Annotated in this window: 12 protein-coding genes and 1 other annotated feature; of the genes, 10 read left to right on the forward strand and 2 right to left on the reverse strand. The window is 37.9% G+C overall.

The features are described 5' to 3' along the window. Positions 1 to 7: 7 nt before the first annotated feature. From QKW49_RS23020 to QKW49_RS23030, 3 genes are all read left to right on the forward strand, one after another. A complete protein-coding gene (locus tag QKW49_RS23020; protein WP_282864971.1) occupies positions 8 to 1,114 on the forward strand; it encodes an endospore germination permease in 1,107 nt (368 codons plus the stop codon). Beyond that, positions 1,105 to 1,329, forward strand: a complete 225-nt coding sequence (locus QKW49_RS23025) for a hypothetical protein (RefSeq protein ID WP_349239059.1) — start codon at positions 1,105 to 1,107, stop codon at positions 1,327 to 1,329. The genes QKW49_RS23020 and QKW49_RS23025 overlap by 10 nt, the downstream gene beginning before the upstream one ends. A 399-nt stretch (positions 1,330 to 1,728) precedes the next feature. Further along, complete coding sequence (locus tag QKW49_RS23030; RefSeq protein ID WP_282864973.1) at positions 1,729 to 3,204, forward strand: protein adenylyltransferase SelO; 1,476 nt, start codon at positions 1,729 to 1,731, stop codon at positions 3,202 to 3,204. A gap of 235 nt (positions 3,205 to 3,439) precedes the next feature. On the opposite strand, the gene QKW49_RS23035 is transcribed toward QKW49_RS23030, so the two are convergent. Together QKW49_RS23035 and QKW49_RS23040 are read right to left on the reverse strand one after the other, a co-directional pair. Next, the gene (locus QKW49_RS23035) at positions 3,440 to 3,865 is read right to left on the reverse strand and encodes a DUF3021 family protein (protein WP_282864974.1); all 426 of its coding nucleotides are present in this window, start codon (positions 3,863 to 3,865) and stop codon (positions 3,440 to 3,442) included. Between the two features lie 2 nt (positions 3,866 to 3,867). Continuing rightward, positions 3,868 to 4,305 (reverse strand): LytTR family DNA-binding domain-containing protein, encoded by a 438-nt coding sequence (locus QKW49_RS23040; RefSeq protein WP_282864975.1) that lies wholly within the window; start codon positions 4,303 to 4,305, stop codon positions 3,868 to 3,870. A gap of 315 nt (positions 4,306 to 4,620) precedes the next feature. Here QKW49_RS23040 and QKW49_RS23045 point away from each other — a divergent pair, with 315 nt between their 5' ends. The 7 genes from QKW49_RS23045 to QKW49_RS23075 all read left to right on the forward strand — a co-directional run bounded on the left by QKW49_RS23045 (position 4,621) and on the right by QKW49_RS23075 (position 15,818). Further along, on the forward strand, positions 4,621 to 4,803 hold the full coding sequence (locus QKW49_RS23045; protein WP_282864976.1) for a DUF6472 family protein: 183 nt from the start codon (positions 4,621 to 4,623) through the stop codon (positions 4,801 to 4,803). A 94-nt stretch (positions 4,804 to 4,897) separates the two neighbouring features. After that, positions 4,898 to 7,084: a DNA helicase RecQ gene (recQ, locus tag QKW49_RS23050; protein ID WP_282864977.1), complete on the forward strand. Its 2,187-nt coding sequence runs from the start codon at positions 4,898 to 4,900 to the stop codon at positions 7,082 to 7,084. Between the two features lie 50 nt (positions 7,085 to 7,134). After that, on the forward strand, positions 7,135 to 8,142 hold the full coding sequence (locus QKW49_RS23055) for a DUF3089 domain-containing protein (RefSeq protein WP_282864978.1): 1,008 nt from the start codon (positions 7,135 to 7,137) through the stop codon (positions 8,140 to 8,142). A gap of 73 nt (positions 8,143 to 8,215) precedes the next feature. Then, positions 8,216 to 8,488, forward strand: a binding site (T-box leader). Between the two features lie 104 nt (positions 8,489 to 8,592). After that, positions 8,593 to 11,124, forward strand: coding sequence for an AMP-binding protein (locus QKW49_RS23060; protein WP_282864979.1), 2,532 nt, complete (start codon positions 8,593 to 8,595; stop codon positions 11,122 to 11,124). Positions 11,125 to 11,288: 164 nt separating this feature from the next. Further along, positions 11,289 to 12,641, forward strand: a complete 1,353-nt coding sequence (locus QKW49_RS23065; protein ID WP_282864980.1) for a serine hydrolase — start codon at positions 11,289 to 11,291, stop codon at positions 12,639 to 12,641. 413 nt (positions 12,642 to 13,054) lie between these two features. Beyond that, positions 13,055 to 13,741: a response regulator transcription factor gene (locus QKW49_RS23070; protein WP_282864981.1), complete on the forward strand. Its 687-nt coding sequence runs from the start codon at positions 13,055 to 13,057 to the stop codon at positions 13,739 to 13,741. Beyond that, positions 13,716 to 15,818, forward strand: coding sequence for a HAMP domain-containing sensor histidine kinase (locus tag QKW49_RS23075; RefSeq protein ID WP_282864982.1), 2,103 nt, complete (start codon positions 13,716 to 13,718; stop codon positions 15,816 to 15,818). Before QKW49_RS23070 ends, QKW49_RS23075 begins: the two co-directional genes overlap by 26 nt. Positions 15,819 to 15,849 lie beyond the last annotated feature (31 nt).

Below are 15,849 nucleotides of genomic sequence, written 5' to 3' on the forward strand. Positions count from 1 at the left end.
GCAATTTATGAGGCTTGAAAAAGGAGAAATATCGAGTTCACAATTGATGTTCTTAATAGGGGGTTTGATTCAGGGTTCTGTTTTAACGCTATCTTTTATTAATCAGATAACCAATCATGATACTTGGCTGGCTATTTTAGCAGCATTGGTGATATGCTTGCTCCTTGTACTGATTTACATAGCGATTGCCCAAAGATTCCCAGGTAAAAACTTGATCCAGATTCATGATATTATTTACGGCCATTATCTAGGCAAATTGATTTCTGCACTATATGTATGGCTTTTTTTATCAATATTCTCTTTCCAATTAGGTTTTCTTGGCGACTTTTTTTTGATCTATATTATGCCGGAGACTCCCTTACTGGTAATTGCAATTATGTTTGCTTTCATTTGTGCCTGGGCCGTACGCAGCGGGATAGAAGTAATAGCCCGTATCAGTGTTATATTTGTAGGAGTTACCCTAATAATAGTGTTTTTAACATTCGTTTTATTGCTGAAAGACATGAAATGGGTCAACTTTTTACCGGTTTTTGACATTCCTGTGATAGATTTTATGCAGGGGACTCATGTCATTGCATCCATCCCATTTTTGGAAGTACTGGTTTTTCTCATGATTATTCCTTATATGAATGAGAAAAACCAGGTAAAAAGTGCTGTCTTGTCGGGATTACTCATCGGAGGAGCCACGTTATTAATTATTTCAGTAAGAGATACAGCTGTGCTCGGAATTATATCCACCATTGTGGGATTTCCTGCGTATGATGCAGTACGACTGATAGATATAGCAAAAATCTTAACCAGGCTCGAGGTCTTGATTGCAATCAATATGTTAAATATGATATTTATAAAGGCTAGCGTTTTCTATTATGCAGGTGTATTGGGTATGGCTCAGTTGTTGCATTTACGTTCTTATGTACCGCTGGTTCTTCCCATCGGGATTATCAGTATTATCCTTGGAGTGGCGAGCCACGAGTCTACCATGGAATTCGCTTATTTTGGCAGCAGTATTTGGCCTGTCTTCAGTATTTTGTTTTATTTTATTATTCCTCTCATGTCACTATTGATAGCTAAAATACGCAGGGTACCCAAAATGCAGAGGGGGAAATGTCGGTGATATTTTTGTTAATCATGGTTTTTATAGGAATAGCATTATTTGAAGTTCCAGACCTTATCCGGAAAAAATACCGGCGTGAACTTATTGTTTTCTCACTGTTTTTACTGTTGGCGTTCACGATGGCTATATTGCAAACCATAGGTGTAGAGATACCCAATCCTTCGAATGGTATAGCATATGTGGTTAAAGACTTGCTGGGTTTAAATTACAAATAAAGAAAAAGTATTAACATCAGAATAGAAATATATGTAAAAGTTAAGATTTGATGTATTTGACAAAGTTGTTTTCATGACGTATTGCAGTCAAAAGTAAAATTGAATATTTTGCAAATATGCCGGCTGAGGAGAAGTTACCTTTGCCGGATTTTTATTTTTAAGTAGAATAAATTGGAATGAGAAAACAAGAGAGAACGAGGCTTTTCAATATATTCTTAAAGAATATCTAAAAGATCCTATCTATGTGTGGAAAAGGTATAATAAATCGGCAGAAGTAGACACTAAAAAAGATTGGATTGTTTTGAAAGTAAATAAATAAAAATACGATAGTGCATATGCTTTTTGTTTTATGTAAAAAAGTCTAGAATACACAAATATCAGAGAAGGAAAGGAGATAACATGACAAAGGGAAAAGAAATAATAGAAACAGGATGGAACTTAGACAACAGTTACGCTCGTCTGCCGAAAATATTTTTTACAAGTCTCAATCTAAATCCTGTACCATCACCCAAGTTAATTATTCTCAATCATCCCTTGGCAATATCCTTGGGGTTAAACGACCAGATGCTGCAAAGTAATGATGGTGTAGCAGTGCTTGCCGGCAACCAAGTTCCCGAAGGCGCTTTGCCTCTTGCCCAAGCTTACGCCGGGCATCAATTCGGGCATTTTACCATGTTAGGAGACGGCCGGGCACTGCTGCTTGGCGAGCAGATTACTCCCCAAGGTGAGCGGTTTGATATTCAACTTAAGGGTTCAGGCAGAACACCATATTCCCGAGGGGGCGATGGCCGAGCGGCGCTTGGACCTATGCTGCGTGAATATATCATCAGCGAAGCAATGCATGGGATTGGTATTGCTACCACCCGTAGTTTAGCGGTAGTGACAACCGGTGAGTCCATTATCCGCGATACTGTGCTGCCTGGCGCAATTCTCACCCGTGTGGCCGCCAGTCATTTGCGCGTCGGTACTTTTCAATATGCTTCTAAATGGGGTTCTGTTGAAGATCTCCGGGCTCTGGCGGACTATACATTGCAAAGACATTTTTCAGACGTTGATACTGGTGACAATCGCTATCTTTCGCTGCTTCAGGAAGTGGTCAAGCGTCAGGCCGCGCTGATTGCAAAATGGCAGTTGGTTGGCTTTATCCACGGAGTGATGAATACCGACAATATGACCATTAGCGGAGAAACCATTGATTACGGTCCCTGCGCCTTTATGGATACCTATGATCCGGCAACGGTATTCAGCTCCATTGACATTCATGGCCGCTATGCCTACGGCAATCAGCCGGATATTGCCGCATGGAATCTTGCCAGATTTGCTGAAACCCTATTGCCGCTGCTGGATGTTAACCAGGAGCAGGCTGTCAAACTGGCGCAGGATGCGGTTTCGGATTTTGTTGAGTTGTATCGGGGTCATTGGCTTGCAGGCATGAGAGCAAAGTTGGGAATATTCAATCAAGAGCCGGAGGATGAATCACTTATTGAAGGTCTCCTAAGGATGATGCAGAAGTATCGTGAGGACTATACCAATACCTTCCGCGCATTAACTTTTGATGAGAGGTCGGATACGGCCCTGTTTGGCACTACGGAATTTGCTCAGTGGCATGAGCTGTGGCAGGCGAGATTAGGCAGACAGCAGGAATCGAAAAATTTATCGTATCAGTTGATGCAAAACTCCAATCCTGCGATAATCCCTCGGAACCACCGGGTAGAAGAAGCGCTAGAAGCCGCAGTAAAACAAGGAGACTACAGTGTGATGGAGCGGCTGCTTAGTGTGCTTTCAAAACCCTATGCGCATTCCCCCGAACAGGCGGAATACTCCACACTGCCTGAGCCATCAGCCTGTCCTTATCGAACCTTTTGCGGCACATGATATAGAGAAGTATTAGAAAGCTGATAGATATCAAGTAAAAATTTAAAATAGCTGTTATACGAAAAAGGGCATCAGTAATAGCCCTTTTTCTATTTCCTATAAAGTCCTTTGAAACATGGTATCAGCGCCATTGAGAGATATAAGTGGAGCAGTTATAAGGATTATATGAGGGAAGATAGCAAAATAGTCGATGTTGGGGATATGAGCAAATGAGGGGACGGTTTATTCATTCGACTTATTTATTCTTTTGCTTATATTCGTCTAGTTTTTTGTTAAGATATACTTCTTCATTTTTATAATACAGTGAAAAAGCGAAAAACATTAAAGCATAGATCCCTAAGAATATAACAGTAAATTGCCAAAATACCGTTGTGCTTTCTGTAAATCCCCAATTACAAAATAGTGAAAAAAGTATCACTGTAAGATAGGATAATATGCTATGAACTGTTATTTTAATCAATGGCTGCAGCTTTGAAAATTGTATGAAATGCAAGCCACCAAAAACAGCAGACATTCCTAAAAGCTGCCATATGGTTATAAATGAGAATTCTCTCAGGCCATGCATAAAATAACTGCCAATGGAGCCTAGCATAATTGCTGCCATAAAATATAATCCGGTAATAAATTTTACTTCTCCTATTGCATGTATAAATTTTTTCATAATTATTGTACCAACCTTTCTTTTAATATAGGTGCATATTGCCTTGAAACAGCTAACTTCTCATGGTTTTCCATCTCTACGGTTAATGTTGAGTTGAACTCTGTTTTAATACTCTTTATTTTAGAAATATTTATAATTGTAGATTTTGTAGCTCTGATAAAACCTTGCATCTGTAATATCTTTTCAATTTCGTATAGCCGTAGGGATGATTCATATACCTCATCTTTGGTATAAATAAAGCTTTTTTTATCAACACTTTCGAAATATAAAATATCTTTAGGGTCAAGCACAAAAGTTTTTTCGTTAATGACTCCAATAATTTTTTCGTTTTGCATTTTCAAGCGAGAGATCAAAGATAGTATACTATCATCGCATTTTTTACACTTGATAATAATCTCTACATCCTCATAAGTTTCATTCTCATCAATTACGTATTTCATGAGAAGTTCACCCTTTCTATTTACAATTGTAGCGGCTACATTTACAATATATTAGTTTTTAAAGGTATAGTCAACAAAAGAATACCAAGTGGCAAAATACAATAACCAAGTTACAAGTGATGAGCAAATGAGTAGTTTTTAACATCCGTTTTCGTAGGTGTTGAGAAATATGGAGATGTTTGATAAAATATATTGAATTATTTGATAGGATAAAATAATGTGCAAAAAACATAGGAATCAATTAAATAAATATAAAAATGATAAGCTACATACGTAGGATGTTACGTATTTATATTTTAAGGGAGGATTTGTGATATGAAAGCTAAAAAAAGTTGCGATTGCTGCATAAATTATATTTATGATGAAGACTACAGCTATTATGAATGTCAAGTGAATTTAGATGAAGATGAAATGGGAAAATTTTTAAGCAATACTTTTGATAACTGTCCCTATTTCGAATTTAATGACGAATATAAAATTGTTAGGAAGCAGATGTAATTAGAGAAAAATATGGAGCTATTTCGTATTTAAATCAACAGCAATTAAAAGAAACAACAGGAAAAAATGCTTAGGTAGATAGGAGCTATATGATATGCAAAAAGAACAAATCTTAAAACAATATTTTGGATATACTGCTTTTCGGGCAGGACAAGAGGAATTAATGGATAATGTTTTAAGGGGAAGAGATGTACTGGGAATTATGCCGACAGGAGCAGGAAAGTCTCTATGTTTTCAGGTGCCGGCACTGATATTCGATGGGATTACTTTGGTTATATCACCTTTAATCTCTCTGATGAAAGACCAAGTACAATCACTTGTTGCAAATGGTATTGCTGCTGCCTTTATCAATTCAATGCTGACATATAATCAAACAATAAAAGCGATAGAAAACGCTAAAAACGGAAAGTACAAGATTATCTATGTAGCCCCTGAAAGGCTTGATACACCTGAATTTTTGGAGTTTGCCCAAAATGCGGATATCTCAATGCTAACGGTGGATGAGGCGCATTGTGTATCTCAATGGGGGCAAAATTTTAGGCCAAGCTATCTCAAAATCAACGGATTTATTGAAAAGCTTTCCCGCAGACCGGTAATATCAGCTTTTACAGCCACAGCAACTAGTGAAGTTAAACAAGATATCATAGAAATTCTAAAATTAAACGATCCTTTTATTATGGCAACAGGATTTAATCGTGAGAATCTATACTTTGAAGTTCAGAAACCGGTCGATAAATATAAAGCGGTTATGAATTATTTGGAAAATAATGCAAATAAGAGTGGTATCATTTATTGCTCCACAAGAAAAACAGTGGAAGAAGTATGTGATCATTTAATTCAGGATCATTACAGCGCAACACGCTATCATGCAGGATTATCCGAAAATGAGCGAACAAAGAATCAAGACGACTTTTTATATGATAGAAAACCGATCATGGTGGCAACCAACGCCTTTGGAATGGGTATTGATAAAAGCAATGTATCCTTTGTTATTCACTATAACATGCCTAAGAATCTGGAAAACTATTACCAAGAGGCAGGCAGAGCAGGAAGAGACGGAACTCCTGCCGATTGTATTCTATTATATGGCGGTCAAGATGTAATTACCAACCAATTCTTAATAGATATCACCGATGACAAAAATGATCTGGATCCGGAAACTTTAGAGCAAGTAAAAGAGAAGGATAGAGAGCGCCTAAAGCAGATGACTTATTATTGTCATAGCTTTGATTGTCTGAGAGAATATATATTAAAATATTTTGGTGATAGAACAGCGAATTTTTGCGGTAATTGCAGTAACTGTAATACCAACTTTGAGGACATAGATATTACAGAAGATGCACAGAAAATACTGTCCTGTATCGTGAGGATGGGAGAACGGTACGGCATTAAAATAATCATTGATACTTTGCGCGGCAGCAAGGCGGAAAAAGTAGTAAAATTAGGCTTGGATAAAATCAAAACCTATGGCATCATGTCCGGTATCAAAGAAAAGCGTATCCGAGAGATTATAAATCATTTGGTACTAAATGAGTATCTGATGCTGACCAATTCGGAATTTCCAATAGCGAAGCTAACCTCAAAATCAAGAAATGTACTTCTGAATGGGGAAAAACTAACTATGAAAATAGTAAAAGAGGAAGCAAGAGAAGCAAAACCTATAAAACAAAAAGCAGTAGTAAATAGTGACTTGCTTAACAAATTAAAAGAATTAAGATTTAAACTGGCACAAGAGCAAAAAGTCCCGGCATTTGTTATTTTTTCAGATGCGACATTAACGGATATGTGCTGCAAAATGCCTAGAAATGATGATGAGTTTTTAGAGATATCGGGTGTGGGGAAAATGAAGCTAGAACGGTATGGCAAAGCATTTTTAGAGATTATAAATAACTTTGATAGTGATGAAATTTTACAACCGGTATCATCAACCTACAGTTTAAATGAAATATGCAGCTTCATAAAAGAAAGTATACAATTATCGGAGGAAATGATCCCTATAAGTAGGTTTACGGATAAGATAAATGCCTTACTTTTGCAAAGGTGTGACAAGAAAATATCTGCAAAAAAATTAGCAGAATATTTAACGCTTCAAGGATATTTAGAAATAGAAACAACCGATGGTAAAAATGCGAAGATTGCAACAGCAAAAGGCGAAGAAATAGGGATAACGACAATCCTAAAAGAAAGACATGATGGTGAAAGCTATAAACAAAACTTTTATAATATAACTGCACAGGAATTACTAATAGATAATATTGAATCAATCATGGAAGCACTTTAGCTTCGGAGAAAAAGTCTTCTTACACTATTTTATTTAGGGGAGGTCATTTTATGAGGAAGATACAAAGAAGAAATATCAGCTCCATCCTTTTTTTTGTCCTGCTGTTAACATTCACTCTTTCAGCCTGTGCGGCCGATACACAAGTCAATAAGCAAGAATCGCTGTATTCTAACAGTGAACATTGGGCTTATTTGGGTGTCGGAGAGAATAAAAAAGCGGATCTGTTTTTAATCTGTCCCACTGTGTATAAGGGGGAAGAAAATCGGTACAATATGCCGCTTTCCGATGAAAAAACCAAAAAGAAGTTTTTAGGTGCACTTAATATGGAACAAGGGATCTATGAAGAAAGCTGCCGGATGTATGCACCTTATTACAGACAAGCAGGGCTAAATATTTTTTCCATGAAGGAAGAAGAGGCTGAAGCATATTTGGATATTGCCTATCAGGATGTCAGAGCAGCCTTTCAATACTACATGGAAAATTATAATGAAGGTCGTCCTATTGTTTTGGCCGGATTTTCGCAGGGATCCGATATGGCTATGCGGTTGATGAAAGAATATTTTGGTCAGGATAAATACCGTGACCTTTTGGTTGCGGCTTACATCATCGGTTGGAGGGTGACCGATGAGGACCTTGAACAATATCCGTTTTTGCAGATGGCTGAAGGAGAGAAAGATACCGGGGTGATCGTATCCTTTAATTGTGAAGCGGAAAACGTGGACCGTTCCATTATTGTTCCTGAGAGCACCTTGTCAATCAACCCGTTAAACTGGAAGTCGGACAGCACACTTGCGTCCAGGGAACTTCATCTTGGCGCTTGTTTTACGGATTATACCGGGAATATTGTAAATGAGATTTCCCAGTTTACAGGAGCTTATATAGATCCCGAGCGAGGAACTCTTAAAGTGACCGATGTGAGTGCAGATAAATATCCTCCTGTTTTAGATATTTTTGAAAGAGGAGTATTCCATATCTATGATTATCAGTTTTTCTTCCGGAACCTACAGGAAAATGTAAAGACGAGAGTAGAAATGAAATATTCAGAAATAAGATCTTAAGATGATGCCGATTTTTAAAAAGAGTCGTACTTGACAAATATCATAAAATTTGATAGCATATTTAACAAATTAGTTAAATGCGTTGATAGGGAAAACACGCTGCGTATGATGCTTCAGAGAGCTGTTGGTTGCTGAAAAACAGTGCACAGAGCGGATTGTGAACTCCCCCTTGAGCAGTCATCTGAAAGTTGAAGTAGCTGTTATGGCAGCTGCAGCAAGTAGGAGTGACCGGGTTTCTCGCCGTTATAAAGAGAGGGCATTCTTCATTATGGATGATGCCGCATAAGTGGGTATGTATATACCAATAAGAGTGGTACCACGGAAGTATAATGCTTTCGTCTCTAGTAGAAATGCTAAGTGACGAAAGCTTTTTTATTCCATAGGTAAAAGAGAAAAATCTCACCAGACAAGTAACCGTTATCCGTCATTATTTATTTAAAGGAGGATTTTATGAAAATTGCATTCTCAACTCTCGGCTGTCCTGATTTTGATTGGGACGATATTTATTCCATGGCGAAGGATCTTGGTTTTGACGGTATTGAAATCCGCGGACTGGGCAACGACATATTTGCAGTTAAGGCACAGCCCTTCACTGAATCCCAGCTTCCGAAAACAGTAAAGAAGCTTTCCAACCTGCGCCTTGAAATTCCTTGTCTTTCTTCCGGTTGCTGTCTGAAGTTTGCTGAAAAGGCGGAAGAAAACTACCAAGAAATTGTGCAATATATTGCACTTGCATCCAAGCTTGGGACATCATATATCCGTATCTTGGCCGATATTGACCCTCAACCCGGAAGTGCTGTAGATGATGAGGTGGTACTTTCTGTGTTGAATCGTTTGATTCCGATCGCAGAAGAGAACGGCGTAACCCTGCTCATAGAAACCAACGGCGTCTATTCCGACACTACACGCTTGCGGGGACTGCTTGACCACGTAGCGAGTGACGCAGTAGCAGTTCTGTGGGATGTTCATCATCCATACAGATTTGCAGGAGAATCACCTGAAAAGACAGTACAAAACCTCGGTGCCTATATCAAATATGTGCATGTGAAGGATTCCATTATGGAAAACGGGGTGCTGCAGTATTGCATGATGGGTGAGGGAGATTTGCCCATTGACCAAATGATGCTTGCATTGCGATCAATCAATTACGATGGTTTTGTTTCTTTAGAATGGGTGAAGCGTTGGGCGCCCGATCTTAACGATGCAGGTGTTGTCTTTCCGCACTTTGCAAACTATATGAGTCGTTATGTTGAAAAGAAATCAGTAAAAGGTCAGCTGTATGATAATGCTGCAAAGACCGGTAAATATGTTTGGGAGAAGGATTCACTGATAGATTTGACTTTTCCTCAAGTACTTGACCGTATGGTTGAAGAATTTCCGGATCAGTATGCTTTCCGCTATACGACAATGGACTATACCAGAACCTATTCCGAATTCCGCGATGACGTCGATACTTTTGCCAGATCGCTGATTGCAATGGGCGTTAAACCGGGCGATCATGTTGCCATATGGGCAACCAATGTCCCACAGTGGTTTATTACGTTTTGGGCAGCCACTAAAATCGGTGCGGTTCTGGTTACGGTCAATACTGCTTATAAAATTCATGAGGCAGAATATCTGCTGCGCCAGTCGGATACCCATACTCTTGTAATGATTGACGGATATAAGGATTCCGACTATGTCGGTATTGTTAAGGAACTTTGTCCTGAGTTGGAAACTGCTGAGGCAGGAAAACCTCTCCATATGAAACGCCTGCCTTTCCTGCGCAATATCGTCACCATTGATTCTAAGCAGAAGGGATGTCTGACATGGGAGGAAGCTGTGGCGATGTCGGAGAAGGTTCCTGTTGATGAAGTTTACCGCCGTGCGGTTTTCATTAACAAACATGATGTGTGCAATATGCAGTACACTTCCGGAACTACCGGTTTCCCAAAAGGGGTTATGCTTACCCACTATAATGTTGTGAATAACGGAAAAAATATCGGAGACTGTATGGACCTTTCCACTGCGGATCGGATGATGGTTCAGGTACCGATGTTCCACTGCTTCGGAATGGTGCTTGCAATGACTGCCTCTATGACACATGGTGTTACACTTTCACCGATACCGTATTTTTCTCCAAAGCAGTCTCTTGAATGCATCAACAAGGAGAAGATCACCTGTTTCCACGGTGTTCCTACCATGTTTATTGCACTGCTTGAGCATGAGGATTTCCCAAAAACCGATTTCTCCCACATGAGAACCGGTATCATGGCAGGAAGCCCATGTCCTGTAAAGGTTATGCAGGATGTAGTGGACAAAATGAACATGACCCAGATTAGTATTGTATACGGACAGACCGAAGCTTCTCCGGGCTGTACCCAGAGCCGCGTGGATGATCCGATTGAAGTACGCGTCAATACTGTTGGACGGGCGCTGCCTGGTGTTGAATGTAAGATTGTAGATCCCGCAACCGGGGAGGATTTGCCCGATGATGTAGATGGCGAGTTCGTTGCGCGTGGCTACAATATCATGAAAGGTTACTACAAAATGCCTGAGGCAACAGCCGCGGCTATTGATGAAAATGGGTGGCTGCATACCGGAGACCTTGCAAGACGTGATGCCAATGGTAACTACAAAATCACCGGACGTATTAAGGATATGATCATCCGGGGCGGTGAAAATATCTATCCTAAGGAAATTGAAGAGTTTATCTACACGCATCCTATGGTAAAGGATGTTCAAGTAATCGGAGTACCTGACAAGCAGTATGGCGAGGAGATTATGGCATGCGTGATACTCAAAGAGGGTGCAACGCTGACTGCAGATGAACTTAAGGATTTCATCCGTTCACACATGGCAAAGCATAAAACTCCGAGATACATCGATTTTGTTACCGAGTTTCCGATGAATGCTGCCGGAAAGATCATGAAATATAAGATGCGTGAACACGCTGTTGAAAAATTAGGGTTACAGGCGGAAAGCCGTATTGTTACCGCATAACAAGTGATAAATGAGCAGAGTAGGTACCTACTCTGCTCATTTGTTTTTGAAAGCTTCAGCATATCTTTTCTTGGAATTTAGAATAATTGGTGCATATAAAATATCTGTCATTCATATATTTTTATGTACTATATTCTAAATCCTAAGAAAAGGAGATGCTTTTATTGAAAGGAATCTCATTTAAAATATTGGCTGCATGGCTATTGATGTTTCTGATTACAGGTCATACATTTGCAGCTGCAATACAGTCGCCGGTAGATACAAGCTCTGTATATTCAGATGAAGGTATGAGTAAAAATGAGAATATGGATGCTAATATAGATATAGATACTAGCACTGATAGGAATGAAGATATTACTCAAAAGCCTGTTAAAGATAAACATGATGAAGAAAATGTTAATGAAAATACGAATACAGAGAATAATGAAGATCAAGCGATAGAGACTGTTGCGCAGCCTGATGAGAAACATAATATCAATATCAGTGATCATAGTAGAGAAGAAAATAAAAACCTGATTGAAGATTTATTGCAGTCCAGAAGAGACTTGTTTGGAGCAATACTCGATAATATTGATAAGCATGAAGTACAGATACTATATACTCAGGTACATCGCGACGATAGCGGGACACCATCCTTTCAATCATATTATTATCGTGTAGATCCAAGAAAATACTTTTATCCCGGAAGCTCTATAAAACTGTCTGCGTGTGTGCTTGCGCTTGAGAAATTGAATAACTTGGATATTGAGGGCTTGGATAAATATACATATTTGAAAGTTGGTGCTGATTATCCTGGTCAAACCACCACATCGGGAACCATCGCAGAATATGTTAAGCGTATTTTGATTTTTAGTGATAATTATGCCTTTAACAGGTTATATGAGTTCTTAGGGCAGAAATACTATAATGAAACTCTATGGAACAAAGGATACAGCAATATAAAAGTCCTCCATAGGTTAGCTCAGCACGCATCTCTAGAGGCGAATCGGCACACTAATCCTTTCACCTTCTATAAGAATAACAAGGTCATCTATGAACAACCTAGTGGGTATAATCAAGAAGATTATAGTCAAAAGCTTGACCAGGAGGGTTTTGTTAAAGGAACGGGTGTGAATTCGGTTAACTTTTCAGAGAACAATTATATATCTATTGAAGTTTTGCAGGGTATTCTAAAAGCCATTATATTTAAATGGGAAACGCCTGAATCTAAACGATTCAACCTTACAGACGATGATCACATCTTTTTACAAAAATACCTTGCGGTAACACCACGACAAGCCGGATATAATTTCCCTAACAGTACTGCCGTATTCAGAAAAAGCGGTTATGCATGGGGATATATGATTAATAATGCCTATATTATGGATGAGGAAAACAATGTAGAATTCCTGCTGACAGCTGTTATTCATGATGGTGCTTTTGATAATTACAACGATTATGCCCGTGTTAACCGCCCATTCCTATCCAATTTGGGAAACGTTATTTATCAATATGAAAAAAATAGAAAGGTAGAATAAAAAACCCGGAGAGATTGCTCTTCCGGTTTTTTAGAACTTTAGGGATGTAAATATTTGAGTGTTACTAAACAGAACATTAAGTAAGGGACTATATATAGATCGTTTGAATAGTATGCCTAAAGGGGCGGCCATTGGCCGTCCTTTTAAGCGCTGCCCGTCAAGGCAAACGTCGTAACGTTTCGAGTATGTTGAATATATATCCTAATACTTAATATTATAACAAATATCTTTAAAAGCCGTAAGAGTCTTTGTAGGCTGAAGGGCAGAAAATAAGCTTTCTTATCATCATTATTAAGAAAATCTTAAGATTTATATTGAGCATTTATTAAGATTTGATTGATATCATTACCTTAAACAAAATGATAAGGGGTGTGTTATAATATGTACAAATTGATATGCAGAGGTGATACTTCTTGAATATACTTGTTTGCGATGATGAGAAGGAAATAGTAGATGCAATAGAAATTTATTTACATAATGAAGGCTATAAGGTGCTGAAAGCATTTAATGGAATAGAAGCGCTGCAAATAGTACAAGAAAATGAAATACATCTGATTATCATGGATATCATGATGCCTAAAATGGATGGACTAAGAGCTGTCATGAAAATAAGAGAAGAGAATAATATACCGGTGATTATGCTTTCTGCAAAAACCGAGGATACAGACAAAATAATGGGACTAAATATGGGCGCCGATGATTATGTAACCAAGCCTTTTAATCCTTTGGAATTAATTGCAAGGGTTAAGTCACAGCTAAGAAGATATACAACATTAGGAAGTCTTGAAGTGAAAAGTAATATTTATAAAACAGGCGGACTAGTCATCGATGATGAGAGTAAGATCATTACTGTTGATGGAGAAGAGGTCCAGCTTACTCCGGTACAATATAAAATACTAAGACTTTTGACTGCAAACGCGGGGAAGGTGTATTCCATAGATGAAATATATGAAAAGGTATGGGAAGAGATTGCCTATAATCCGGAAAATACCGTAGCAGTTCATATAAGAAAAATAAGAGAAAAGATTGAAATAAATCCTAAAGAGCCAAAATACTTGAAGGTGGTGTGGGGAATTGGATATAAAGTCGAAAAATTATAGCCATTCGGTGATAGTTAAAATCATCATGTTTATGATAGTAATCACGTGCTTTACCGGTGCGATTACAACGTTTGTATATCTTCTGGAAAATGAGCAAGGTACTCTCGATATAGCTTTTGAAGATAGTTACTATCTCGGCAACGAATATATGAGAACAAATCAAGATATTATAAATAATCTAACCCGAATCATAAAAGAATTTAAGAATGAAGAATATATTCTGCAGGGGGGTACTGTTACTGAAGATGAAATCAAAAGGGAAGAAGAGGAGCTGTTTTCACAACATCAGCATGACTTTAATAATGAAGAGATGGATTTGAATGACAAGGATAATTATAAAAAAGCCTATGCAGATTTTAAAGAAGCTTATGGTGAGGAGATTTCACAAATCAAAGAAAGATTAATCAAACAAGACTTAAAAGAATATAACCGCTGCCTGAAAAGGTTACAAACCTATAAAGGGATGATCTTTTATGCAAGTGACGGGAAAAATCAAATAACAACTAGTTCCGATATCAGTAAAAAGTATTTTAAAACCTTTCCTTCCTATATGGTATTTGATGCAGATGAAAAAGAGGTATATCCTCAAGAGGTCAAAGACAGCAAGTATTATGATTGGACGTTATCCTATGCTATTGATGAATTAGAACAGCAAGATTTGGACATATATATTGCATTTTCAGATGAGTTTGTAAATTCAAAGATTAACAAGTGGGTTGCAGCGAAAGTAATGATGACGGACGGTCTTAATAGAATCGCGCTCTTTTTGCTGGGATTGTTGATATCATTCCTGTATCTTGTATTTACTATTGGCAGAAAATCGTTTAAGGATAAAGAAGTACATTTGAATTGGGTGGACAAATTATATAACGATATTAATGTGGTATTATGCTTTGGGCTGATCGTACTTTGGGTTGTATTTATGGAAGATGTATACTTTCGCAGCACCGATAGATTTTTAATACCTGTAACTGCTTTTATTGCCTCATTGGGATTGATTCTGGTGTTATCATTGATTAAGCATATTAAGAATAAAACCATCATAAAGCATACATTGTTATATAGCCTTTTGTACAGGATTTTTAAATTTGGGAAAGATGTGTATGGCAACGGAAACGTTGGTATTAAAATTATTGTGATTATAATAGGATACCCGTTATTGGTTGCTGCAACATTCTTTATGTTTCCGGTTACGATAGGCGTAGGAGCATGGCTTGCGCTTAAGCGTGTGAAGGAATTTAATGCAATAAAAGAAGGGGTAGAAAAAATAAAAAACGGAGATGTTCATCATATTGTAGATGTACCGGGAAATGGAGAGTTCGGAAAGCTTGCTGCCGAGATCAATGGCATTGCAGAAGGATTGAATAAAGCGGTTTACAATGAAATTAAAAGCGAACGGTTAAAAACTGAATTGATTACCAATGTATCCCATGATATCAGGACACCTTTGACCTCGATTATTACGTATATTGATTTGTTAAAAAAAGAAAAAGATCCGTTAAAGTCAGCAGAATATATAGAGATTATAGATCGGAAGGCTGAAAGATTAAAAATACTAACCGATGATCTGTTTGAAGCGGCAAAAGCTTCTAGCGGCAGTATTCCGGTCAATTATGAGAAAATAGACATCGTGTCATTAATAACGCAGGGGCTGGGAGAACTGGATGATAAAATTAAAGCATCGCAATTACAATTTAAGATTAACCATCCTAAAGATAAAATGTTTATTTCAGCCGACGGCAGACTATTATGGAGAGCCATAGAAAATCTATTATCAAATATATTTAAATATGCCCTCAAAGGGTCAAGGATTTATATAGACATTGAAGATTTAGAGAACGAAATCATGATCACAATCAAAAATATTTCAGCTTATGAACTCAATGTCTCGGCGGATGAACTGATGGAGCGTTTTAAACGGGGAGATGAATCCAGAAGCAGCCAGGGGAGCGGATTAGGACTTTCTATCGCAAAAAGCCTGATAGATTTGCAAAAAGGGAGGTTCCATATAGAAATAGACGGAGATCTATTTAAGGCTGTTATTAGAATGCCAAATAATATAAAAGGTAATGAGTAAGGAAGCGGCTTATTATCTATAAAAGTGAAGA

Origin of the sequence: Petroclostridium sp. X23, from assembly GCF_030013905.1 — a bacterium.
Taxonomy (GTDB): Bacteria; Bacillota; Clostridia; order SK-Y3; family SK-Y3; genus X23.